The sequence below is a fragment of the Phocaeicola massiliensis B84634 = Timone 84634 = DSM 17679 = JCM 13223 genome (genome assembly GCF_000382445.1).
In the GTDB taxonomy this organism is placed as follows: domain Bacteria; phylum Bacteroidota; class Bacteroidia; order Bacteroidales; family Bacteroidaceae; genus Phocaeicola; species Phocaeicola massiliensis.
Window position 1 is genome coordinate 99,073 of sequence record NZ_KB905472.1, and the last position, 21,964, is coordinate 121,036.

Sequence of the window (21,964 nt, forward strand, 5' to 3'; positions counted from 1 at the left end):
AAAAGAAGCACGAACAATTATACCCATTTGGGTGTAATTGTGGAATCTTTTGTTATATTTGCACCTTAAAGGGTATAATTATGAGCGATTCATTACCATTGTTTATAAAGGATATGCGTAAAAAATTTGGGCTTACGCAGGTGGATTTGGCAGCTAAGTCGGGTGTCGGATTGCGTTTTGTACGTGAATTGGAGCAAGGTAAGGAAACTTTGCGGATGGATAAAGTCAATCAGGTACTTGCTCTTTTCGGGCATAAAGTAGGGGCAGTGCCCATAAGAAAGGAGGATGAAGAATGAAAAGAGGGAAGATATTTCTTTATGATACCTATGCCGGTCTGCTCACGGAAGATGAAAATGGTTTCACTTTTGTTTATGACGCTGATTTCTTGAACTCCGATAAGGCGGAAGCCATTAGCTTGACACTCCCCTTGACGGATAAGCCGTATCATGACACTGTGTTGTTTCCTTTCTTTGATGGCTTGATTCCCGAAGGATGGCTTCTGAATATTGCAGAAAACAGTTGGAAGATAAACCAGCGCGATCGTATGTCGTTATTGCTGGTGTGTTGTAAAGACTGCATAGGGGCAGTAAGTGTGATACTTGATGAACCGGTTTAATTGAGATGCGATGGGAAAATGTTTATATTGCTATAAGGAGTTGAAAGAAGGTCAGGTGGATTATCATCCGGCTTGTGCTCAAAAACTGTATGGTACACGGCAGGTTCCTCATCTGCCTTATGTGAGAAGCGAAATAGGGGATTTGGCCAAGCAAGTGGTCAGAGCCCGGACTACATTGACCGGTGCACAGGCCAAATTGTCGCTTGATGTTCGCCCCGGTGGAAAGAATGAACCTGATCGTTTTACGATTGTCGGGTTGTGGGGACGGTTTATCCTGAAGCCACAAACGGACATTTACCGCTCTTTGCCTGAGCTGGAGGATCTCACAATGCACATGGCGGAAGCAGCCAAAATAGCTGTTGTGCCTCATGGATTGGTGCGTTTTGCCGATGGAGAGCTATGTTATATCACCCGACGTATAGACAGGAAGGCAGATGGCAGTAAGATAGCGATGGAGGATATGTGTCAGTTGACCGAACGGTTGACCGAATATAAATATAAAGGTTCGTATGAGCAGATAGCCAAGGCTATCAAGAAGTATTCCGCTGTTCCGCAACTCGACTTGGTGAACTTTTGGGAGTTGGTGATATTCTCGTGGATAACAGGAAACTCGGATATGCATTTGAAAAACTTCTCATTATATAATGTAGGACTTGGTTATTGTCTGACACCTGCATACGATTTACTCTCTACCGTCCTTGTTATGCCCGAAGATACTGAAGAATTGGCATTGACACTCAATGGAAAGAAGCGGAAAATATGTCGGAAGGATTTCGAGTCGTCTATTGTCGCTTCGGGGGTCAGTGGCAAGGTGATAGAGAATATCGCCAAAAAGTTTCGACGGTCTGTTATTAAATGGATGGATTTGATTGACAATTCGTTTTTGGCGGATGATTTGAAGAAGCAGTATAAGCGTCTTATCTTGAAGCGTTTGCTTCTGCTTCGTTGAGAAAAGCAGAAATTCCGTATCCCTTGTTTTGTTAATTTAACCAATTAGGATGCAGTGCTGAACTACATAATGCGTTTCTTTGTTAAAGGAACAATTAAAGACGAAGCTTATGAATACTCGTTATTATTTTCTGATAGTGCTCTGGGCAATGAGTTTATTTGCTCCATTGCATGCACAAACTTACGATAAAATGTGGAAAGAGGTAGAACAACTTCAAAAGAAAGACCTTCCTCAGTCTGTGGTGTCCGCATCGATGAAAATCTATGATAAGGCAAAGGCTGAGCGTGATGTGCCGCAAATGATGAAGGCATATCTGACTGCCATGCAATATCGCACTCTTGTCACTCCCGATAGTCTGGAGACGGATATGAAGGGATTGGAAAACTGGGCAAAGCAAACGGAAAAAGCGGAAGACAGGGCGGTGCTCTATTCCATTTTGGGTGAGTTGACTATCTCGAAAGATGTAAAGCAAGGTTTCAATTTCTTGCAGTCTTCACTGAAGGACAAAGACCTGTTGGCATCCTGTCCGGTGGAGAAACTGAAGCCGATGGTAAGAGTCGGGGAAATGAGCAAACGCTATTTTCATGATAATCTGTATGATTTGCTGGCGCGTCGTGCCCTCTTGCTGATGAAGCAAAACAGGTGGGAAGCTGCTTCTGTCGGGAACCAGACCAACAGTCTGCCGGCGCAGGTGAAGGATATAAAAAGCTTTATGGCATATACGGCAGTACCGGTGTCCGAATGTGATTTCGTGGCAGCAATTCTTCAGAATTATCGTTCGCTTTTGACACTGTATGATACTCCTGCGTATCGTTCGGCATGGATGGTGACCGGCATCGGAGCGTTGGATTATCTGTTCAACACGTTCAATCAGAACTTTTCCAATGAGGATTGCCAAAAGGAATTACGCTCTTGGATAGCCGGATATCCCGATGAGGAAGCCGGAGCTGAGGTTTATCTGGCCCTGTCGGATTACTTGCAGAAGCAAAATAATCAGGTGGAACGCCTGAAAGTGGTACGTGAGGGGATTTCCAAATACCCTCGTTATGTCGGTGTCAACAGGCTGAGAAACATAGAAAAGGAGATATTGAATCCTTCTCTGTCATTGGAAGTGTCTGCGGCTTATCCGGGCAAGATGCAGGAGGTAAGAGTGAACTATAAGAATTTGAACGGCTTTACGTTGCAACTGTATAAGATAAACTTACCCGTCACTTCCGTGATGTGGGCAAGTAAGATGAAGAATTTTGTTGCAAAGTATGGTAAGTTGCAAAAGGAGGAAAACTTCTCGCTGAAAGGAACTGCCGATTATTTGCCGGTCGATACTACGCTTCAGATTCAGGCTCCGCAGCCGGGTATCTATTATTTGAAAGCTGTACCGGAAGGAAAAGTCGGCGAACCGGGTGGAACATTGATGTATGTCACTGCGTTGAGGGTGATTTATCGTCCCTTGCCTGACGATGACCTGGAACTGGTTGTGGTGGATGCCGAAAGCGGACATCCTGTGCCCGATGCCGAGGTGGTGATTTATACCGGTACGGACGGACGTTTCATGCCTTCGCAAACCTATACGGCCGATAAAGAAGGTACGCTGAAACTCGGGTTTCCCGATAAGAAAAGAACTATCATGTATAATGCCCGCACTATGAGCGATACGGCTATGCCGATTGCAGACTTGTGGAAACAAATCTATTACGCTCCTTCGGAGAATCGCGAACAGGAGGTGTTGAGTCTGTTTACAGACCGTTCCATCTATCGTCCGGGACAAACGGTTTATGTTTCGGGCATTGCGTACAGGCAGCAACAGGATGATACTCAGGTGTTGGCCGATAAAGAATATACGGTGACTCTGTATGATGTCAATAACAATAAGGTGGGCGAGGTGAAGGTGACAACCAACTCGTTCGGCTCTTTCAGCGGTCAGTTCACGCTGCCTTCTCCCTGCCTGACCGGTTACTTCAGGTTGCAGGCCGGTTCTGCTTCCGGTGGCTTCAGGGTAGAGGAGTATAAACGTCCTACCTTCGATGTTGCTTTTGAACCGGTCAAGACCGAATATCAAATAGGCGACTCTGTGCTTCTCACCGGTGTGGCGAGGACATTTGCCGGTGCTCCGGTGCAGAATGCAAAGGTGAATTATCATATCACCCGTTCTTTCTCTTGGTTCTGGCGCTTCCGGGGGGGCCGTTCTGCCGCTTGGGATGGGGAAACGATGACCGATGCCGAAGGCAAATTCACCGTCACGGTGCGTCTGGAGGCCGATTCCGATGTGAAGGATTTGCCGACATGGTATTATACTTATCGGGTACAGGCGGATGTGACTGACGGTGCGGGTGAAACGCAACAAGCCAACCTGTCGTTGCCCTTGGGTAAAACTTCCGTTGTGCTCGCTATTGAGGGATTATCCGCACAGATGGTGAAAGAGAAAGCCCGGGAATTGACCTTCTCTGTTACTAATTTATCGGGCGAACCGGTAGATACAGAGGTGATTTATCAGGTGTTTAAACCAAATAAAAGTAACCATGAACCCGGTGAGAAAGTGTTGCAGGCTACAGTTGCATCCAATAATAAGTTTGTGCCCGAAGCATTATACCGGCTTCCTTCCGGCTCTTATATCCTGAAGATTTCGGCTAAAGATGCGCAGGGCAGGGAATGTACGGAATCTCAAGGTTTCCTGTTGTTCTCGCTCGGCGATAAACGTCCGCCGATTGCCACCACCGATTGGTTCTATCAGGACGGAGAGAAATTTGAGGGAGATTCTCCGGCTACTATCTATGTCGGCAGCAGTGAAAAGAATATCTATCTTCTTTATGATGTCTTTTCCGGCAATAAGCGGGTGGAAAGCAGACGTGTGCAGTTCTCCGATTCCATCGTCAGTTTCCCGCTTACTTATAAACAGGAGTATGGAAACGGGGTAATGGTAAGTGTTGCCTTTGTGAAAGACGGACAGCTCTATGGTCACTATGCACGGATTACCAAACCCGAACCGGATAAAGAGTTGCAGTTGAAGTGGACTACGTTCCGTGATAAGCTTCGCCCCGGTCAGCAGGAAGAATGGAAGCTGAGCGTGCTCTATCCCGATGGCCGTCCGGCTGACGCCGAACTGCTGGCGATGATGTATGATGCCTCTTTGGACCGCTTCTATACGCACGACCTTTTCTTCCGCGTGAACTTCACCCGTAACATTCCACATTCCTTATGGAACAAATGGTATACACGGACTGAATATATCTATCTCAATTTCCCCTTCAAGAGCCTGAACACCTCTTCGTACTCTTATAGTGAATTGCTGGTTCCGTCCGTGGGTGTACGGCATTGTGTCTTGGAGAGTTTGCCTGCCGGTTGGGGAATGAATTCGCGTGCTGCCCGACCGAAAATGGCAGATGATGTCCAAGATGTGGCGATTACAAATGTGGTGTTTGAGGAAGAAATAATTCCTGTGTTGAGAGCGGAAGCAATGGATGCGGGTGCTTTGAAAGAAACAGGGAATGTGCAGGTGCGTCAGAACTTTGCCGAAACAGCTTTCTTCTATCCGCAGTTGCGTACCAACGGGCAGGGCGAAGTCAGCATTTCGTTTATCCTGCCCGAGAGCCTGACGAAATGGAAGTTTATGGGGCTGGCACATACCAAGGAGGTGGATTACGGCCGGATAGAGGCAACCGCTACTGCCTCCAAAGAGTTTATGCTTCAACCCAATATGCCTCGTTTTGTCCGTGTGGGTGATAAGGCAAATATTGCCGCTTCACTGATTAACCTGTCGGATAAGGCTGTTGCCGGAACTGTCAGAATGGAACTTTTCAATCCTGAAACAGAGAAGGTCTTCTATACTCAGAAGCAGAAGTTCGGAGTGAAAGCGGGAGAAACGGGCAATGTGAGCTTTACCTTTGACGTCACTGATAAGTATACTGTATTGGCATGCCGCATGGTGGCTGAAGGAGATACGTTCAGTGATGGCGAACAGCGTTACATCCCGGTGTTGACGGATAAGCAGTGGGTGACGGAGAGTGTGCCGTTGGATGTAAACGGCAAAGGAAGTTATACCTTCTCATTGGAGCATCTGTTTAATAACCACAGTCGTACGGCATCCGGCCGGAAGATGACAGTGGAATTTACGAGCAATCCCGTATGGTATGCTGTCATGGCATTGCCGGTGGTTGCGGTTCCGCAGGGAGAGGATGCGCTGTCATGGGCTTCTGCTTATTATGCGAATGCGTTGGCCGAGTTCATTGTGAGTTCAAATCCGCGTATCAAACAGATATTTGACAGTTGGCTGGCACAGGGAGGCACTAAAGAAACTTTCATGAGCCGGTTGCAAAAGAATGAGGAGTTGAAGAACATATTGCTGGCAGAGACACCGTGGCTGACTGAAGCCGTGAATGAAGAAGAACAACGTCAACGTATTGCCACCTTGTTTGATTTGAACACGATGAGTAATAAATTGTCTGTCTGTGTGGCACATTTGAATGAGCTGCAAAATGGGGATGGTGCATGGAGCTGGTACAAGGGTATGCCGGGCAATCGTTATATGACTACGCAGATAACGGAAATGCTGACCCGCCTGCAAGTGATGACCGGTGGAAAACTGAATCAGGCTCTCTCTGCCATGTATCAGAAAGCATTAAACTATCTTACCGTGCAGGCAGGGAAAGAATACAAGGCAATGAAGGAAGCCGAAAAGAAAGGCGTGACGAATGTCAGTCCTTCAGAACAGACGCTTCAATATCTGTATATATGTGCTTTGAATGGCAAAGCCGGAGCAAATGCCGATATGAACCGTTATTTTATCAGTAAGCTGAGTGCACAGGCGACCGATCTGACTGTTTACGGAAAGGCGTTATCTGCCATTGTTTTGCAACAGGCCGGAGAGACGGTAAAGGCGAAAGAGTTTGTGCAGTCTGTTATGGAGTATTCGGTGGTGACAGACAAGATGGGGCGTTATTTTGATACTCCCAAGGCACATTATTCTTGGTTCGGTTATAAGATTCCGACCGAAGTGGCTGCAATGGAGGCGGTGCAATACGTTACCAAAGACGAGCAGGCGTTGAGCCAGATGAAACGCTGGCTTTTGAAAGAGAAGCAAACGCAGGTTTGGGATACTCCTGTTGCTACGGTGAATGCTGTATATGCCTTACTGAATTCGGGAACGGACTTATTGGCAAACTCTGATGCCGTGAAGATTACCTTGGGAAAAGAGGTGATTCAGACGTCGGCGGAAGAGCCGGTGGGTTATCTCAAGAAGGTGGTTGAAGGCAATGTCCTGAATCTGAAGAAGGTGACAGTGGATTGTGAAGGCAGCGGTATGGGTTGGGGAGCTGTGTATGCCCAATATCTGGAGAATATGGATAAGATGGGTGAGCAAAGTAGCGGTTTGTCTGTCAGCCGTAGCCTTTATAAAGGAGAGACGCTCATAGAGGAAGGCACTGTATTGAATATAGGTGATAAGATTACTGTCCGTCTGACGGTAAAGGCAGACCGGGATATGGATTTTGTACAGATTAAAGATGAGCGTGCCGCTTGTATGGAGCCGTTGGCAGCATTGTCAGGTTATCGCCTGAGCGCAAACCTGGGATATTATCAGGCAACGAAAGATGCTTCCACTTCTTTCTTTGTCAATCAAATGCGTAAAGGAATGTATGTGATAGAGTATCAGGTGTATGTGACCCGTTCGGGAGAATACCGGTCCGGGATAGCAACGATTCAGTCGGCTTATGCACCCGAGTTCGGCGGGCATACAGGAGGATATAAAGTAGTGGTGAAATAGAATTGTAAAGGGAGTGTGTCAAAACTAAACCGGGCTATTCCATAGCCCCTACGAACTAAACGATAGTTTTGACATACCCCCTTACAACTTAATGACAGGTTATTTTCATTTGGAGATATCCGCTTGTCTTTTGACGCTGCGGCCTCCATCGTATTCCAACCGGAAATCAAAGTTTCCTATTGTTCCGTAGAAGTAGTTTCCATTGACATGCGGATAATCTATAATGATGGATTCCCCGGTATCATAGTCTATATATAACCGTCCGTTCTCAATAAACCAGTCGAATTTATAGGTATCGTAATACTCGAAGGGAGGAGTGGTATAATAGAGGTCTTCCGTTCCTACACCGTGGTCGGGGCGAGAGCCGGATGTGAATGTGATATAGCTGTCCAAAGGTTCACCCCAAGAATCACCGGCACCCATATCGCCGAACCATGTCACTCCATACAATCCCGATAAATCAAAACCGATGTCTTCATCGCTCTCACAGGAAGTGAAACCGAGCGTGACAACCAGTGCGGCCAGCATACATAGATAATTCTTCCATGTTCTCATAATATTCCAGTTTATAGTTTTAATCTTTTTGTTTTAACACCTTCTAATGCAAAGATAATGCTTTTTTTCCTTACCTTTGTTACTTTAAACGAAGAATTTAGTTTGGTATGAAATACATAATGTTGATAATAAGTATGTTGCTGGGATCGGGGCTTTCAGTCTTTGCGCAGCCAAAAGCCTCTTTTGATAAGACAATGCACGAATTTGGAACCATTTTATGGAAGAACCCGGTAACGGCTACCTTTAAAATAACAAATAAGGGCGATAAGCCGTTAGTGATATCCAATGTCACCACTTCCTGCGGGTGCACTGTTACCGACTGGACCAAATCTCCTATCCTGCCGGGGAAAACGGGTGAAGTCAGTTCTACGTTTGATGCCAAGGCTCTCGGTCGTTTCCGGAAAAGCATCGGTGTTTATTGCAATGCGTCAGACAAGCCTGTTTATTTGTCTTTTCGCGGAGAAGTGACCGCCGACCCCAAGAACTATACCTTTACCCATCCTTATCAAATCGGTGCAATCCGCCTGAATAAAGAGGAAATAGAGTTTGACGATGCGAACATGGGAGATAAACCGACCATCGAACTGCTGATAGCCAATACTTCGGACCGGGTCTATACACCTGTGTTGATGCATCTGCCTCCTTATTTGAGTGCGGTGGCCACTCCCGACAAGCTGGGGCGTAACCGCACCGGAAAGATTAAGGTGACTCTTGATACCGAAAAACTTCCCAAGCTGGGGTTGACCACTGCTTCGGTATACTTGTCACGGTTCCCCGGAGACAAGGTGGGTGAGGAAAATGAAATTCCGGTTTCGGCTGTGCTGTTGCCTGATTTCTCTCGCATCAGTCAGCAGGAACGCCTGAATCCGCCTGCCATCCATCTTTCTGCCAAGGAACTGGTCATGGGAGAATTGGCAGATGACGAGAAACGTTCGCAGACGATTATAGTGAAGAATGTGGGTAAATCCAATCTGGAAATACGTGATTTGCAAGTGTTCAACTCTGCTTTGGGAGTGCAGTTGAAGAAACGTGTCTTGAAGCCGGGGGCAACGACCAAGATGAAGATTACGGCTTATGGGCATAACCTCAGAAGAGTGAAAGGCTCACCTCGTGTATTGATGATAACGAATGACTCGAACAGCCCGAAAATAATTATCAATGTGAAAGTAACCTCAAAGAAATAGCTATGGAACATCCTGAAAATAGTGAAGAATATAAGGGATTGGTCGTCAATGCGGGCATTGAACAACCATCCATTGTGAATCCTTATTTGAAATTCCGCAAGAAACCGCGTCGCCGTGAGTTTTCTGTGGGAGAGTATGTGGAAGGTATTGTGAAAGGTAACGTGACCGTCTTGAGTCAGGCCGTGACACTGGTGGAGAGTGTGAAACCCGAACATCAGGCCATCGCTCAGGAGGTTATAGAGAAATGTCTCCCTTATTCCGGCAGGTCGATTCGTATCGGAATCAGCGGAGTGCCGGGTGCCGGCAAGAGTACCTCCATTGATGTTTTCGGGCTGCATGTGCTCCGACAAGGAGGAAAGTTGGCTGTCTTGGCCATCGACCCCAGCAGTGAGCGTTCCAAAGGCAGTATCTTGGGCGATAAGACCCGCATGGAGAAACTGTCCGTCCATCCCAATGCTTTTATCCGCCCCAGCCCCTCGGCAGGTTCGTTGGGCGGAGTGGCACGAAAGACCCGTGAGACGATTATCCTGTGCGAGGCAGGAGGGTTTGATAAGATATTCGTCGAAACGGTGGGAGTGGGGCAGAGTGAAACTGCGGTACACTCCATGGTGGATTTCTTTCTGCTGATTCAACTGGCGGGCACGGGAGATGAATTGCAAGGTATCAAACGGGGTATCATGGAGATGGCGGATGGCATTGTCATCAACAAGGCCGACGGCAACAACATAGAGAAAGCGAAACTGGCAGCGAGCCATTTTCGGAATGCGCTGCACCTGTTTCCGGCACCCGATTCGGGATGGTCTCCCAAAGTCCTGACTTATTCGGGCTTTTATGGCTTGGGCATCAAGGAGATATGGGACATGGTTGATGAGTATTTTGCTTTTGTGAAAGCCAATGGCTATTTTGAACAGCGCCGTAACGAACAGGCAAAATACTGGATGTACGAGTCCATCAACGAGCACCTGCGCGACAGTTTTTATAATAATGAGACAATAGCTTCCATGCTGGCTGTGAAGGAAGAGGAAGTGTTGAACGGAAAGCTGACTTCTTTTGTTGCGGCAAAGAAGTTGCTGGACGCTTATTATGATACGTTGAAGTAAAAAGGGAGTGTGTCAAAACTCAATCGGCCTATCCCATCGTCAGCTGGAGGGGCAGGGTTTGCCTGCCCGAATGCATAAAGCAAACTGTTTTCGGGCGAGAGAACCTCGCCCCTGCGAACTAAGCGACAGCATTATCCATGTTTTGACACATTTCCTTATCTTATGCAGTATACCGTTTTTTTTTATTTATCAACCACAACAATACCGGCAGCTTTTTCCGACAAAGAAGTGAGGCGAATAGTCATAATGCATCCGTTATTAGCCTGCAAATTTGTAGGTAAAGAGAACCGATAAGTTACTTTTTTACCACATTGCAGTGTTTGAGTATCATGAGAGGAGGTCACAAGTTTCCCATCTGCTTCCAGTTTGAAGCCGGAAATTTTTATCGTTCCGTTTCCTTTTATTGTTTCTAATGAAAATCCATTCATCTGTTTCAGCATGCGGGCAGAAATATTCAGTTTAACCTCTTTCCATTCTTTATCTCCTATATTCCATGTACCTATCATATCCGGCCGATTCAATTTTAAATCCTTTTCCGAAATATCCTTTGACAAAGCCATCATTCTTTTGGAAAAATCAATAAGGTCAATCGTTCCCCATTCGTAATCTGTCTTTTTACTATTCTCTACCCAATTACGTTCCCAGGCAGCCATATTAAAATCAATTCCTTTGGTACGGCTGGCATAATAGTTTTTCCAACGTTCCAGATAATAACTTCCAATCAGCCCACTCCATATACGAGCTGCATAGTCATCTACCGGAGGTCCCCAAACAGTAACAATACGCCGCGCATTCATTTCATACTGTTTTTTCTGTTGGGCTGTTTCGGCAACTTTTGAGGCAAAATCCAGCCACCGATTCAAACGAAGTGTAGGGTGTTTGCTTAAAAGGGCATCCATTCCCAACATCAGCGTTTCGAAACGGCTCTGAAGCAAAACAGCCTGTAAAGTATCTCCCAGCAGATACTCCTGGTCAATCATCTTTGTCAGAATTTCAACTTTTCCACCTAGATATTGAGCGGTCATCTCTGCCATATCGATTTGATACATCGGGTTGTTTCCTAAATCGTCCGCTGCATTCACAAAGCATTCCAAGCCTTTGAAATAGTCTTCGCAAATGTTGATGGAACCGTTCTTCACCATACTCGGCCGAAGCTGCCAGTTAAAACGAGGATGATCGGTAAATGTGCCATATACCGACTTGAGCAAATAATCCCAGGCACTCATTATATCGGCAGATGTCTTTCCGTAACGATTTTCCGAATAGTCTTTCAGCCACTCACGTATTTCTATTTTATGATTACTCCACCCTGCATCCGTAACCAATTCATATAAAACCTCATTGTTTTCAATGCCTTCCGGAGCTAATCCATGCGCAATCAGATTCCCTTTATTGGGAGAAGACAATGCCTCAAGATGACCGTTGGCATAAAAATCAAGTATGCCGGTCATACCTACCTTACCTCCCATATTAGGTATCACACTATATACCCATTGCTTATTATAGAAGCCTTTGTAATATTCCCAGTTAACTTCCGAATGCCAGAAATGCTTATTATAATCAACCGCTAAATCGAGCAGAAGTATTTTATCATCAGGTACTTTCGAAACCAGCGCGCCTAAAGTCTTATAATCCCATATATGTCGCTGATATCCGAACATCCATCCCTGCATTACCCAAACAGCTCCGGCATTGGCTTTTCGGATAGATTCATAAACACTTTTTCCATAAGATGCTGCCATTTCATAACGTTTCGGATTCCCTTTTTCAGGAAAAGGTATATCCATTTCGTTAAAGCTGTCTACCAAATAATAGTCACATTTACCAAATTCTTTCTCCCATTCACGAATAAAAGCTGTGCCTATTTTTTTGAATAAAGGCTCTTGAGGAGAAATCATCCAGTTAGAAAAAGCCCCACCCCATTGGGTTTCGACAATTTCCAACTCCGGATGGATACGTTTAAATGCCCGGGGGATAAATCCCGGAAATCCCGGACAGATGGGTTTCATATCCAATGACCTCATTCTATCCAAAATCTGATGCTGAAGAGCAATCTGTTTCTTATGCCAATCCTCATTCAAAGGGCCGTCTATACCACTTATATTTCCCATACGCATCCATGGCAAATGAGCCGGACCGACAAAGTAATGGTTGATTTCTTCGTCTGTCAGCCCCATTTTCTTCCATACTCTTGCTATGATGGCTTCATAACCGACCAAAGCCAGAGGCATATTAATACCATGCAGAGCCATCCAGTCTATCTCTTGTTCCCAACGTTCCCAGTCCCAATAAGGCATAGAATAACCGTAAGTGCAAACATTAAAATAGTAGTGATTAGCAAAAGGAGATATTGTTTTCTTTACAGACAAATCCGGCAATTCCTTTGAAGGCATGGCAATACTATTACCTGTCCAAGTATACATGCCTAAATGATTATCTTTTATGTAATCATAAAAACCGCGACACAACGAAACATTATCCGAGGCTTGAATACGCAATATTCCTTTCTGCACCTCATACTGATAATATGTAGAGTTCTTTTCCGGTTTCAGTTTTAATGAGACAGGAATTTCTGATTGCCGGGAAACACGCTGAATTAACTCACGTACTGCAATTGTTCCTTGTGCATGTGCTAAGGTGGATTCTATGAAGAGATAACAAAGTAATAAAAAAAAGATGTTTTTTTTCATGTTTAAGAACTGTTTGAAAATGAAAGTTTAAAATGAAAAGCGTGTTTCCTCTTTCCTCGGAAATGATTATTTTGGGTTAACAAGTTTAAAATAATTGTATGTTCGACGGATTTGGAAGAAATACTACGGCAAGTTATCAATAAAATCCTGAATGTGCAAGAGAGAAAACGAAAATATGATTTGATAATTATAGGAGTTTCTGCCGAAAACATACATGCAACAATCGGGTTTGGCAGAGGAAATGTTCGGATTAGCTGTTGTAAAAGAGCTTTCGAATGAAACTTGAACAGGCTCTGAAAGACTAAAGTGTTTTATCAAAAGAGCAAGGAGTTTTTAGCAAAGACCTTAGTCTTTTTTTTTAACTCCAAGGTCTTTTTTGAGGGGTGTTATAGTGCTGAAAAATGAACTTAATGTATTGATAAGCAATGCTTTGGGTGCTTGTTTCTACCTGGTTGGAAAATGGTGTTGGGTTTGCAAGGTGGTAATATGGTCAAAGTGCTGAATAACAGTGTATTGACTATTTTGTTTGGGACCACTGGGACCAGGGCCCATCTTTATGCTTTGGTGGCCCCGGAATTGTGCTCTTGTAAGATGTTATTTGATTGTTTATCAATGTGTTATGTCTGTTTAAAACGGACAAGCAATGGCTTTATGAGAAATAAGTATACATTTTAATCACATTATCATGTTTCTCGCATTTGTTTTGATATACTCCCCTGCCGGTAAAGTGACAGCATTATCTACAGTTTGGCACACCCTCTACTTGTGTTATCGGACTCTTTTCTCCACAGAAGGTGAATTAATTTACTTTTTAGCTGTTGGATATTCCATGCCTCCATCTTTCATTTCCCCCTGTTTAAGCCTGTTTTCATCCTTCGGTGAAGTGAAAAATACAGTATCTGGGCTTGTACGCTTTATTAGTCTGATAATCAATGTGTTGATGTGTTTTTATGGGGCCGGGAAAGCATAAAGGTGGGCCCTGGACCCAGTGGTCCCAAAGATAATGCTTATTTGCCTGATAATAAGCATATTATGTAAAACCAAACAACCTGTTCCGGAGTTCGTTATCTCTGAGACAGGTTGTGTTGGAATATTTTAAATCCTGTAGGGAGTTGTATTCTCTTTAAATGGAGAGTTCGTGAAGCACGTTCACCAGTTCTCTGTCGATGGGCTTGTCGTTTTTGATGGCTTTGACAAAAGGCACATACACAATCTTATCGTCATCAATGCCAATCATCACGTTACGCTGACCTTCGAGCAGTGCCTGGATGCTGGCTACTCCCATGCGGCTGGCAATGATGCGGTCGTGTGCAGTAGGACGTCCTCCGCGTTGCAAGTGTCCCAAGATGGTGACACGCACATCGTACTGGGGATATTCGTTTTTCACACGTTCTGCATAATGCATAGCCCCTCCGGTAAGTTCACTTTCGGCCACCAACACGATGCTGCTGCTTTTTGACTTGCGGAATCCGTGTTCGATGAATTCTTCCAGTTGGTCCACCTCCGTACTGAATTCGGGGATGATGGCTGCTTCTGCTCCTGCGGCAATAGCGCCGTTCAATGCCAGAAAACCTGCATCGCGTCCCATTACCTCGACAAAGAACAGACGTTCGTGAGAGGTGGCGGTATCGCGAATCTTATCCACAGCATCGAGAATGGTATTCAAGGCAGTGTCATATCCGATGGTGGTGTCGGTACCGTATAAGTCATTGTCAATCGTTCCCGGAAGTCCGATACACGGTACATCGAACTCTTGTGCAAATATACGTGCGCCGGTCAGTGAACCGTCACCGCCGATGATGACCAAAGCATCGATTTCGTGCTTTTTCATGTTCTCGTATGCTTGTGCACGTCCTTCGGGTGTTGTGAATTCCTTGCAGCGGGCGGTTTTTAGGATAGTACCTCCCATTTGTATGATGTTGCTGACATTTTGGCTTTTGAATTCCTGAATTTCATCTGTTACCAAGCCCTTGTATCCTCTATAAATGCCATATACTTTCAGGCCGTTATAGATGGCAGAGCGTGTCACTGCGCGAATGGCGGCGTTCATTCCCGGAGCATCACCTCCGGATGTTAAAATACCGATACTTTTAATCGTTCCCATAAATACCCATTTTAATGTTTTTATGATGCAAAGTTAGCAATTTATCACTTGGACAGCGATAAAATATTATTTTTTATTGGTCTGTTTTTCGTTTAGGATAACCTTTTTACACTCTTCCATCAACCATTTGGGAGTAGAAGTGGCTCCGCAAATGCCGATGGAATGGACATCCTTCAGCAGGTTGCGGTCTATTTCCTCCGGTTGGTCGATGAGGTAGGAGTTGGGGTTTACCTTTTTACATTCCTGAAACAAGATTTTCCCATTGGAGCTTTTGCGGCCGCAAACGAAGAAAATGAGATCGTGTGCTGCCGCAAATTTACGGATGTTCGGCATACGGTTGGCTACTTGCCGGCAAATGGTGTCGAAGTATTCAAAGGAGGCTTCGGGCGATATGTGTTCCTTGATATATTCCACAATCTGCCAGAACTCTTCCAAAGATTTCGTGGTCTGTGAATACAGCCGGATATCTTTGTTGAAGTCCAGCTGCACCACTTCCTCCGGTTTTTCTATGACAATCGCTTTCCCGTGTGTCTGTCCCACCAGTCCGAGCACTTCGGCGTGTCCGTTTTTCCCGTAAATCACGATTTGTGTGTCGTGGCTGTCGGGGGTGTTGTCAAATTCCTGTTTGATGCGTTTTTGCAGCCGCAATACCACGGGGCAGGTTGCATCGATGATTTCGATATGGTTGGCTTTTGCCAGTGCGTATGTTTCAGGCGGTTCTCCATGAGCGCGGAGCAGCACCTTGGCGTTATGCAGCCGGGCGAATTCTTCGTGGTTGATGGTGATGAGGCCCATCTTTTTCAGACGTTCGCATTCTTGTCCGTTGTGCACAATGTCTCCCAGGCAATAGAGCGTGGTGCCCTTTGCCAATTCCTCTTCTGCTTTTTTGATGGCGGTGGTTACGCCGAAGCAGAAGCCCGAACCTTCGTCTATCTCTACATTAACCATTGGTTGCTTTTTGGAATTGTTCTGCCAGCCATTGTTTCTGTTCGGCAATGGTCATGTGGCTGTTGTCCAACAAAATAGCATCTTCGGCTTTCCTCAAGGGACCGACTTCCCGGTTTTGGTCGATATAATCACGCTCTTCCACGTTTTTCAATATTTCGTCGTAAGAAGCCGGCCGGCCTTTTGCTTTCAGTTCGTCGTATCGGCGCCGGGCGCGGATGTCGGCAGAGGCGGTTACGAAAATCTTCAGTTCGGCATCAGGAAAAACCACGGTTCCGATATCGCGTCCGTCCATCACAATTCCTTTCTGCCTGCCCATTTCCTGTTGCTGTTTCACCAATGCCTCCCGAACAAATCCGAGGGCGGCAACCGGGCTTACGTGTGAAGAAACTTCCATGGTCCGGATGCGTTCTTCCACCTCTTCGCCGTTCAGCAAGGTGACAGGACGCTGGGTTTCCGGGTTCAGCCGGAAAGAAATCCTGATGTCGGGCAGGCTGTTTCGGAGCTCCTCCTCCCGGATGCCGCTGTCTGTAAACAACCCGTTGTCGAGGCAGTATAAAGTAACGGCACGATACATGGCACCGCTATCTATATATATGTATCCTATTTCACGTGCCAAATCTTTGGCCATTGTGCTTTTTCCGCAAGACGAGTAACCGTCGATGGCTATTGTTATTTTTTTCATATATAATTAATGTATAGATGAGTATATTGCTATATGCGGTTCAAAGATAGGGAAAAGTTAGGTGCCCTTCCATGAAAAAGAATTAAAATATAATGAATTAGCAAATTTTTACGGTGAAAATACTTTTTGTTTAAAAGAAAAGTACTACATTTGCCTTGAATGAGAAACACTTAATTTTAAACAACAATTTATGGAAGTTAAAAAATCGCCCAAAGCAGATCTTGAAGGTAAAAAAAGTACCTGGCTGCTAATCGGTTATGTGTTTATCTTAGCTCTTATGTTTGTCGCTTTCGAATGGACTGAACGCGATAAGCAGGTGACTACAGATACAGGTATGGCCGCAGTTGTATTTGAAGAAGAAATGGTTCCTATCACAGAACAGGAAGAACAGCAACAAGCTCCTCCTCCCGAAGTACCTAAAGCGGAAGAAATTATTGAAATCGTAGAAAATGATGCTAAAGTAGAAGAAACCGTTATTCAGGCATCAGATGATACGGAAAAAGCTGTGGAAGTTAAATATACACCGGTTGTAGTAGAAGAGGAAGAACCGGAAGAACAACAGATTTTCCAGATTGTAGAAGAAATGCCCGAATTCCCCGGCGGTATGGGAGAATGTTTGAAGTTCTTGATGAAGAATGCAAAATATCCGACCATCTCTCAGGAAAACGGTGTGCAGGGTAAAGTATCAGTGAAGTTCGTTATCGAAAAAGACGGTTCTATTGCTGATCCGGTTGTTGTTCGCGGTGTAGACCCTTACTTGGATAAAGAGGCTCTGCGTGTAGTGAAGTCAATGCCGAAATGGAAACCCGGTAAACAACGTGGTAAACCGGTACGTGTAAGTTATACCGTGCCCGTAATCTTTAAATTACAGTAATCTTTGGATAAAAATCATGAAGAGGCTGCTCATTGGGTAGCCTCTTTTTTTAGTAATATATTTAATTCTTTTTCTTATGGCTTTTTTAGCAACCGAATTGTCGGATAAGATCAACGGCTATCTTTCTGAAATGCCTTATATGCGTGAACCGAAAGGGCTGTATGCTCCTATTGAATATGTATTATCGTTGGGTGGAAAGCGGATTCGTCCTGTCTTGATGTTGCTTGCTTATAATATGTATAAGGAAGATGTGGACTGTATTTTGCCGCAGGCGGCAGGTATCGAGACTTATCATAATTATACTTTATTGCATGACGACCTGATGGACAAGGCTGATATGCGCCGCAATAAACCTACTGTTCATAAAGTATGGGATGACAACACGGCAATCTTGTCGGGAGACGCTATGTTGGTATTGGCTTACCGCCTGATGGCTGATTGTCAGGAAAAGTATTTGAAGCGGGTGATGGATATCTTTACACAGACGGCTTTGGAAATATGCGAAGGACAGCAATGGGATATGGAATTTGAAACACGTACGGATGTGACTGTACCGGAATATATAGAAATGATTCGTCTGAAAACGTCTGTCTTGTTATCGGCGGCATTGAAAATCGGTGCCGTTTTGGGGGATGCTTCCGAGGAGGATGCCCGCAAACTTTATGATTTCGGCATTCAGATGGGACTGGCCTTCCAGTTGCAAGACGATTATCTGGATGTGTATGGTGATCCCAAGGTGTTTGGAAAGAATATCGGGGGGGATATCTTATGTAATAAGAAAACCTTTATGCTGATAAACGCATTGGCCTTGGGCAATCCGCGGCAGAAGGAAGAGCTGGACCGATGGATTTCGTGTGCGGAGTATTGCCCGGAAGAAAAGATTAAAGCTGTGACGGGAATCTATAATGAGATTGGCATTGATAAAATCTGCGATGAAAAAATCAATGAATATTACGCAAAAGGGCTGGCTTTGCTGGATGGTGTGAGTCTGCCGGCAGAGAGAAAAGAAGAGTTAAAGTCTTTTGTTTGTCGTTTAATGAATAGAAAAGTGTGATGATTGATACCCATTCCCATCTTTTTGCAGAAGAGTTTGCCGATGATTTGCCGCAAGTGATAGAACGCGCCAAGGCTGCCGGTGTCAGGAAGGTTTTTATGCCCAACATTGATGATACAACCATCCGTGAGTTGTTGGAGGTATGTGAGGTATATAAAGGTTTTTGTTATCCGATGCTGGGGTTTCACCCGACATCGGTGGACGGTGATTATAAAGCCCGCCTGATGCCGATGAAAAAGTTGTTGACCGAAGGACACCCTTATATCGCCATCGGAGAGGTGGGGATGGATTTGTATTGGGATAAGACCTACCTCAAAGAGCAGCAAGCTGCCTTGGACGAACAGATACATTGGGCACTGGAGTATGACTTACCCTTGATTATTCACTGCCGTGAAGCCTTCCCCGAGTTGTTTGAAGTGCTCTCTCCTTATAAGAATACGAATTTGAGCGGCATCTTTCATAGTTTTACGGGAAATGCGGAAGAGGCGGAGCAATTGTCGGACTATCCTGCTTTCAGAATTGGAATCAACGGGGTGGTCACATTCAGGAAAAGTACGTTGCCCGAAACACTGAAGAATGTCCCGTTGAGTAAAATCGTGCTCGAAACCGATTCTCCCTATTTGGCTCCCGTGCCCAACAGAGGGAAAAGAAATGAGACTTCCTATATAAAAGAGGTGGCGTTAAAGCTGGCGGAAATTTATGGCATGAGTTTGTCAGAAATAGATGCCATAACGACCGATAACGCTTTAAAAGTGTTCAAAATGGCCAAATAAGTTTTTAAAGTTTATTAAATTTGAGGGGATATGCCAATATTGAGGCGCCGAATTCTGTGTAAGACGAAAAAAAAGGATACATTTGTGACTGAAATCGCTTGCTATTCCCAAATTTCTTTGTAATTTGCACCCGATTTCAAAACGAGGATGTAAATGTGTCCCCTAAAAGGAGAGATGCTCGAGTGGTTGAAGAGGCACGCCTGGAAAGCGTGTATACGCCAAAAGTGTATCGCGGGTTCGAATCCCGCTCTCTCCGCATTGCTGTGAAAGGGCAAAAAGTGGAAAACAATTAAAACAATAAAATAACAATTAATTAATTAATCTTAAAAATTAGACACACAATGAAAAAGTTATTTGCAATTCTTGCAGTGATGGGAGTCCTTACTTTGGGATCAGTTCAGCCTATTATGGCTCAGGATGAAGCTCCGGCTCAAACAGAACAGACAGCGGTAGTTGAAGAAGGTGGTGGTCTCCACAAAGAACTTAAAACCAAATTTATCGAAGGTGATGCCAGCTTCATGTCTTTGGTAGCTATCGCATTGGTTTTAGGTTTGGCTTTCTGTATTGAACGTATCATTTATTTAAGCTTGGCTGAAGTGAACACAAAGAAGTTGATGGCTAACATCGAAGCTGCTTTGGAAAAAGGTGATGTAGAAGCTGCTAAGACAGTATGTCGTAACACTCGCGGTCCTGTTGCCTCTATCTGCTATCAGGGCTTGATGAGAATTGACGAAGGTGTTGACGTAGTTGAACGTTCGGTTGTTTCTTACGGTGGTGTTCAGGCAGGTTACCTTGAAAAAGGATGCTCTTGGATTACATTGTTCATCGCAATGGCTCCGTCTTTGGGATTCTTGGGTACTGTAATCGGTATGGTTATGGCGTTCGATAAAATCCAACAGGCAGGTGATATTTCTCCGACAGTTGTAGCAGGCGGTATGAAAGTGGCTTTGATTACTACTATCTTCGGTTTGGTTGTAGCATTGATTCTTCAGGTATTCTATAACTACATCCTTTCTAAGATTGAAGCTATCACAAGCCAGATGGAAGATTCTTCTATCACTTTGCTTGATATGATTATGAAATATAACTTGAAATACAAAAAATAATTAGAACAATGGCTAAGTTATCATATAAAATGTCCTACTATGCATTATATGTCTGTTTTGCACTGATTCTGGTGGTGCTGGGCATGTTCTACTTCGTAGGATATAATAACCCGGTCGGTGAATATAACGAACCGGCTCATACAGAAACATTGATTTACTTGATGTATGGCATGTTTGGTGTTTGTGTAGCTGTAACTCTTGTAGGAGCCATTGCACAATTCGGAGCTGCATTGAGAGATAATCCAATGAGTGCTGTTAAATCTTTGTTAGGTATCGTATTATTGGTTGTTGTATTGGTGGTTTCTTACAGCATGGGATCGGAAGCTACTATCATGACCGGTGACGGTCCTTATTCGGATGCTTTCTGGTTGAAGATTACCGATATGTTGATTTACTCTATCTATTGCTTGTTTGGAGTGGCTGCTGTTGGTACTATCCTTAACCTGAGCGGTATCTTCAAGAAATAATAAACATTGATATTAACAATAAAAAAACGAAATAAGTAAAATGGCAAAAAAGAAAAGAGCAGTTCCTGGGATTAACTCCAGTTCAACAGCCGATATTGCCTTTATGTTGCTTATTTTCTTCTTGATTACTACATCTATGGATACTGACCGTGGTTTGGCGAGACGTTTGCCGCCTCCCCCCGAACAGAATCAGAAAGATGATAATATCTTAAAGAAAGAACGTAATGTGCTCCAGGTACGTCTGAATAAAGACGACCAACTGATGTGTGGTAAGGAGTATATTGATATAAAGCAATTGAGAGAAAAGGCAAAAGAATTTATCGCCAATCCGTACGATGATGAAAATCTCCCGGAAAAACATAAGAAGAATATTCCTTTGTTGGGTGATTGCATGGTTACAGAACAGCATGTAATTTCTGTTCAGAATGACGTTGGTACCAGCTATCAGGCATATATCAATGTTCAGAATGAATTGGTTGCTGCATATAATGAACTTCGTGACGAACTTGGTAAAGCTAAGTTTGGCAAGGCTTACAATGAATGTAGCGAAGACGAACAGAAAGCGATTCGTGAATATTATCAGCAGAAAATTTCTGAAGCTGAACCTAAAAAGTATGGAGGTAAGAAGTAATGGGAAAATTTAATAAAACAGGTAAACGTGGAATGCCTGAATTGAATACCTCTTCTTTGCCTGACCTTATCTTTACTATGTTGTTCTTCTTTATGATTGTAACAACAATGCGTGAGGTTACATTGAAGGTTCAATTTAGAGTTCCGCAGGCTACAGAACTTGAAAAGCTGGAAAAGAAGTCTTTGGTTTCCTTTATCTATATCGGTAAGCCATTGCCTGAATTCCAGAAGAAAATGGGTGCTGAAAGCCGTATTCAGTTGAATGATAAGTTCGCTGAAGTTTCAGAAGTTCAGGATTATATTTATCAGGAACGTGAAAACATGAAAGAAGAAGACCAACCGTTTATGACAGTATCTATGAAGGTGGATAGTGAAACTAAAATGGGTATTGTACAGGATGTTAAACAGGCTCTTCGTCAGGCGTATGCTTTGAATATTAACTACTCTGCTACTCAACGTCAGTAAAATAGTTAATAC

The 21,964-nt window shown here is 44.3% G+C and carries 18 protein-coding genes and 1 tRNA gene; 14 read left to right on the forward strand and 5 right to left on the reverse strand.

What is annotated here, in order from left to right:
* Positions 1–80 precede the first annotated feature (80 nt).
* The 4 genes from HMPREF1534_RS18365 to HMPREF1534_RS18350 all read left to right on the forward strand — a co-directional run bounded on the left by HMPREF1534_RS18365 (position 81) and on the right by HMPREF1534_RS18350 (position 7,320).
* On the forward strand, positions 81–296 hold the full coding sequence (locus tag HMPREF1534_RS18365) for a helix-turn-helix transcriptional regulator (RefSeq protein WP_005935575.1): 216 nt from the start codon (positions 81–83) through the stop codon (positions 294–296).
* Complete coding sequence (locus HMPREF1534_RS18360) at positions 293–616, forward strand: HipA N-terminal domain-containing protein (protein ID WP_005935578.1); 324 nt, start codon at positions 293–295, stop codon at positions 614–616. Before HMPREF1534_RS18365 ends, HMPREF1534_RS18360 begins: the two co-directional genes overlap by 4 nt.
* Before the next feature lie 10 nt (positions 617–626).
* Positions 627–1,565, forward strand: a complete 939-nt coding sequence (locus HMPREF1534_RS18355) for a HipA domain-containing protein (RefSeq protein WP_005935581.1) — start codon at positions 627–629, stop codon at positions 1,563–1,565.
* Between the two features lie 109 nt (positions 1,566–1,674).
* Positions 1,675–7,320, forward strand: coding sequence for an alpha-2-macroglobulin family protein (locus HMPREF1534_RS18350; RefSeq protein WP_005935584.1), 5,646 nt, complete (start codon positions 1,675–1,677; stop codon positions 7,318–7,320).
* 105 nt (positions 7,321–7,425) lie between these two features.
* On the opposite strand, the gene HMPREF1534_RS18345 is transcribed toward HMPREF1534_RS18350, so the two are convergent.
* A complete protein-coding gene (locus tag HMPREF1534_RS18345; RefSeq protein ID WP_005935586.1) occupies positions 7,426–7,875 on the reverse strand; it encodes a hypothetical protein in 450 nt (149 codons plus the stop codon).
* Between the two features lie 107 nt (positions 7,876–7,982).
* Between HMPREF1534_RS18345 and HMPREF1534_RS18340 the strand changes: the two genes are divergently transcribed.
* On the forward strand, positions 7,983–9,059 hold the full coding sequence (locus HMPREF1534_RS18340; RefSeq protein WP_018452003.1) for a DUF1573 domain-containing protein: 1,077 nt from the start codon (positions 7,983–7,985) through the stop codon (positions 9,057–9,059).
* 2 nt (positions 9,060–9,061) lie between these two features.
* On the forward strand, positions 9,062–10,159 hold the full coding sequence (gene meaB, locus HMPREF1534_RS18335) for a methylmalonyl Co-A mutase-associated GTPase MeaB (RefSeq protein WP_005935593.1): 1,098 nt from the start codon (positions 9,062–9,064) through the stop codon (positions 10,157–10,159).
* 182 nt (positions 10,160–10,341) lie between these two features.
* Here the strand turns inward: meaB and HMPREF1534_RS18330 are convergent, their stop codons facing one another.
* From HMPREF1534_RS18330 to cmk, 4 genes are all read right to left on the reverse strand, one after another.
* Positions 10,342–12,849 carry an alpha-N-acetylglucosaminidase gene (locus HMPREF1534_RS18330; RefSeq protein ID WP_005935596.1) on the reverse strand — a complete coding sequence of 836 codons (2,508 nt, stop codon included), beginning with the start codon at positions 12,847–12,849 and terminating at the stop codon, positions 10,342–10,344.
* 1,123 nt (positions 12,850–13,972) lie between these two features.
* Positions 13,973–14,953, reverse strand: coding sequence for a 6-phosphofructokinase (gene pfkA / locus HMPREF1534_RS18325; RefSeq protein WP_005935602.1), 981 nt, complete (start codon positions 14,951–14,953; stop codon positions 13,973–13,975).
* A gap of 66 nt (positions 14,954–15,019) precedes the next feature.
* On the reverse strand, positions 15,020–15,901 hold the full coding sequence (locus tag HMPREF1534_RS18320) for a 4-hydroxy-3-methylbut-2-enyl diphosphate reductase (RefSeq protein ID WP_005935605.1): 882 nt from the start codon (positions 15,899–15,901) through the stop codon (positions 15,020–15,022).
* Entirely contained in the window at positions 15,894–16,583 is a 690-nt protein-coding gene (gene cmk / locus HMPREF1534_RS18315; RefSeq protein WP_005935608.1) for a (d)CMP kinase, read from the reverse strand. Before cmk ends, HMPREF1534_RS18320 begins: the two co-directional genes overlap by 8 nt.
* Positions 16,584–16,773: 190 nt before the next feature.
* Between cmk and HMPREF1534_RS18310 the strand changes: the two genes are divergently transcribed.
* From HMPREF1534_RS18310 to HMPREF1534_RS18275, 8 genes are all read left to right on the forward strand, one after another.
* Positions 16,774–17,457: an energy transducer TonB gene (locus tag HMPREF1534_RS18310; RefSeq protein WP_005935612.1), complete on the forward strand. Its 684-nt coding sequence runs from the start codon at positions 16,774–16,776 to the stop codon at positions 17,455–17,457.
* A 76-nt stretch (positions 17,458–17,533) separates the two neighbouring features.
* Positions 17,534–18,511: a polyprenyl synthetase family protein gene (locus HMPREF1534_RS18305; RefSeq protein WP_005935615.1), complete on the forward strand. Its 978-nt coding sequence runs from the start codon at positions 17,534–17,536 to the stop codon at positions 18,509–18,511.
* Complete coding sequence (locus tag HMPREF1534_RS18300; protein ID WP_005935618.1) at positions 18,511–19,284, forward strand: TatD family hydrolase; 774 nt, start codon at positions 18,511–18,513, stop codon at positions 19,282–19,284. The genes HMPREF1534_RS18305 and HMPREF1534_RS18300 overlap by 1 nt, the downstream gene beginning before the upstream one ends.
* A gap of 168 nt (positions 19,285–19,452) precedes the next feature.
* Positions 19,453–19,540: transfer RNA gene (locus HMPREF1534_RS18295), tRNA-Ser, on the forward strand.
* Positions 19,541–19,625: 85 nt separating this feature from the next.
* A complete protein-coding gene (locus HMPREF1534_RS18290; protein ID WP_005935621.1) occupies positions 19,626–20,390 on the forward strand; it encodes a MotA/TolQ/ExbB proton channel family protein in 765 nt (254 codons plus the stop codon).
* Positions 20,391–20,398: 8 nt separating this feature from the next.
* On the forward strand, positions 20,399–20,857 hold the full coding sequence (locus HMPREF1534_RS18285; protein ID WP_005935623.1) for a hypothetical protein: 459 nt from the start codon (positions 20,399–20,401) through the stop codon (positions 20,855–20,857).
* A 40-nt stretch (positions 20,858–20,897) separates the two neighbouring features.
* Positions 20,898–21,488, forward strand: coding sequence for an ExbD/TolR family protein (locus HMPREF1534_RS18280; protein ID WP_005935625.1), 591 nt, complete (start codon positions 20,898–20,900; stop codon positions 21,486–21,488).
* Complete coding sequence (locus HMPREF1534_RS18275) at positions 21,488–21,952, forward strand: ExbD/TolR family protein (protein ID WP_005935627.1); 465 nt, start codon at positions 21,488–21,490, stop codon at positions 21,950–21,952. Before HMPREF1534_RS18280 ends, HMPREF1534_RS18275 begins: the two co-directional genes overlap by 1 nt.
* Positions 21,953–21,964 lie beyond the last annotated feature (12 nt).

Coding starts and splice junctions, on each gene's coding strand:
- HMPREF1534_RS18365 (WP_005935575.1), top strand. CDS start 81: ATGAGCGATTCATTACCATTGTTTATAAAGGATATGCGTAAAAAATTT.
- HMPREF1534_RS18280 (WP_005935625.1), top strand. CDS start 20,898: ATGGCAAAAAAGAAAAGAGCAGTTCCTGGGATTAACTCCAGTTCAACA.
- HMPREF1534_RS18345 (WP_005935586.1), bottom strand. CDS start 7,875: ATGAGAACATGGAAGAATTATCTATGTATGCTGGCCGCACTGGTTGTC.
- HMPREF1534_RS18300 (WP_005935618.1), top strand. CDS start 18,511: ATGATTGATACCCATTCCCATCTTTTTGCAGAAGAGTTTGCCGATGAT.
- HMPREF1534_RS18330 (WP_005935596.1), bottom strand. CDS start 12,849: ATGAAAAAAAACATCTTTTTTTTATTACTTTGTTATCTCTTCATAGAA.
- HMPREF1534_RS18275 (WP_005935627.1), top strand. CDS start 21,488: ATGGGAAAATTTAATAAAACAGGTAAACGTGGAATGCCTGAATTGAAT.
- meaB (WP_005935593.1), top strand. CDS start 9,062: ATGGAACATCCTGAAAATAGTGAAGAATATAAGGGATTGGTCGTCAAT.
- HMPREF1534_RS18355 (WP_005935581.1), top strand. CDS start 627: ATGGGAAAATGTTTATATTGCTATAAGGAGTTGAAAGAAGGTCAGGTG.
- pfkA (WP_005935602.1), bottom strand. CDS start 14,953: ATGGGAACGATTAAAAGTATCGGTATTTTAACATCCGGAGGTGATGCT.
- HMPREF1534_RS18350 (WP_005935584.1), top strand. CDS start 1,675: ATGAATACTCGTTATTATTTTCTGATAGTGCTCTGGGCAATGAGTTTA.
- HMPREF1534_RS18290 (WP_005935621.1), top strand. CDS start 19,626: ATGAAAAAGTTATTTGCAATTCTTGCAGTGATGGGAGTCCTTACTTTG.
- cmk (WP_005935608.1), bottom strand. CDS start 16,583: ATGAAAAAAATAACAATAGCCATCGACGGTTACTCGTCTTGCGGAAAA.
- HMPREF1534_RS18305 (WP_005935615.1), top strand. CDS start 17,534: ATGGCTTTTTTAGCAACCGAATTGTCGGATAAGATCAACGGCTATCTT.
- HMPREF1534_RS18340 (WP_018452003.1), top strand. CDS start 7,983: ATGAAATACATAATGTTGATAATAAGTATGTTGCTGGGATCGGGGCTT.
- HMPREF1534_RS18320 (WP_005935605.1), bottom strand. CDS start 15,901: ATGGTTAATGTAGAGATAGACGAAGGTTCGGGCTTCTGCTTCGGCGTA.
- HMPREF1534_RS18310 (WP_005935612.1), top strand. CDS start 16,774: ATGGAAGTTAAAAAATCGCCCAAAGCAGATCTTGAAGGTAAAAAAAGT.
- HMPREF1534_RS18360 (WP_005935578.1), top strand. CDS start 293: ATGAAAAGAGGGAAGATATTTCTTTATGATACCTATGCCGGTCTGCTC.
- HMPREF1534_RS18285 (WP_005935623.1), top strand. CDS start 20,399: ATGGCTAAGTTATCATATAAAATGTCCTACTATGCATTATATGTCTGT.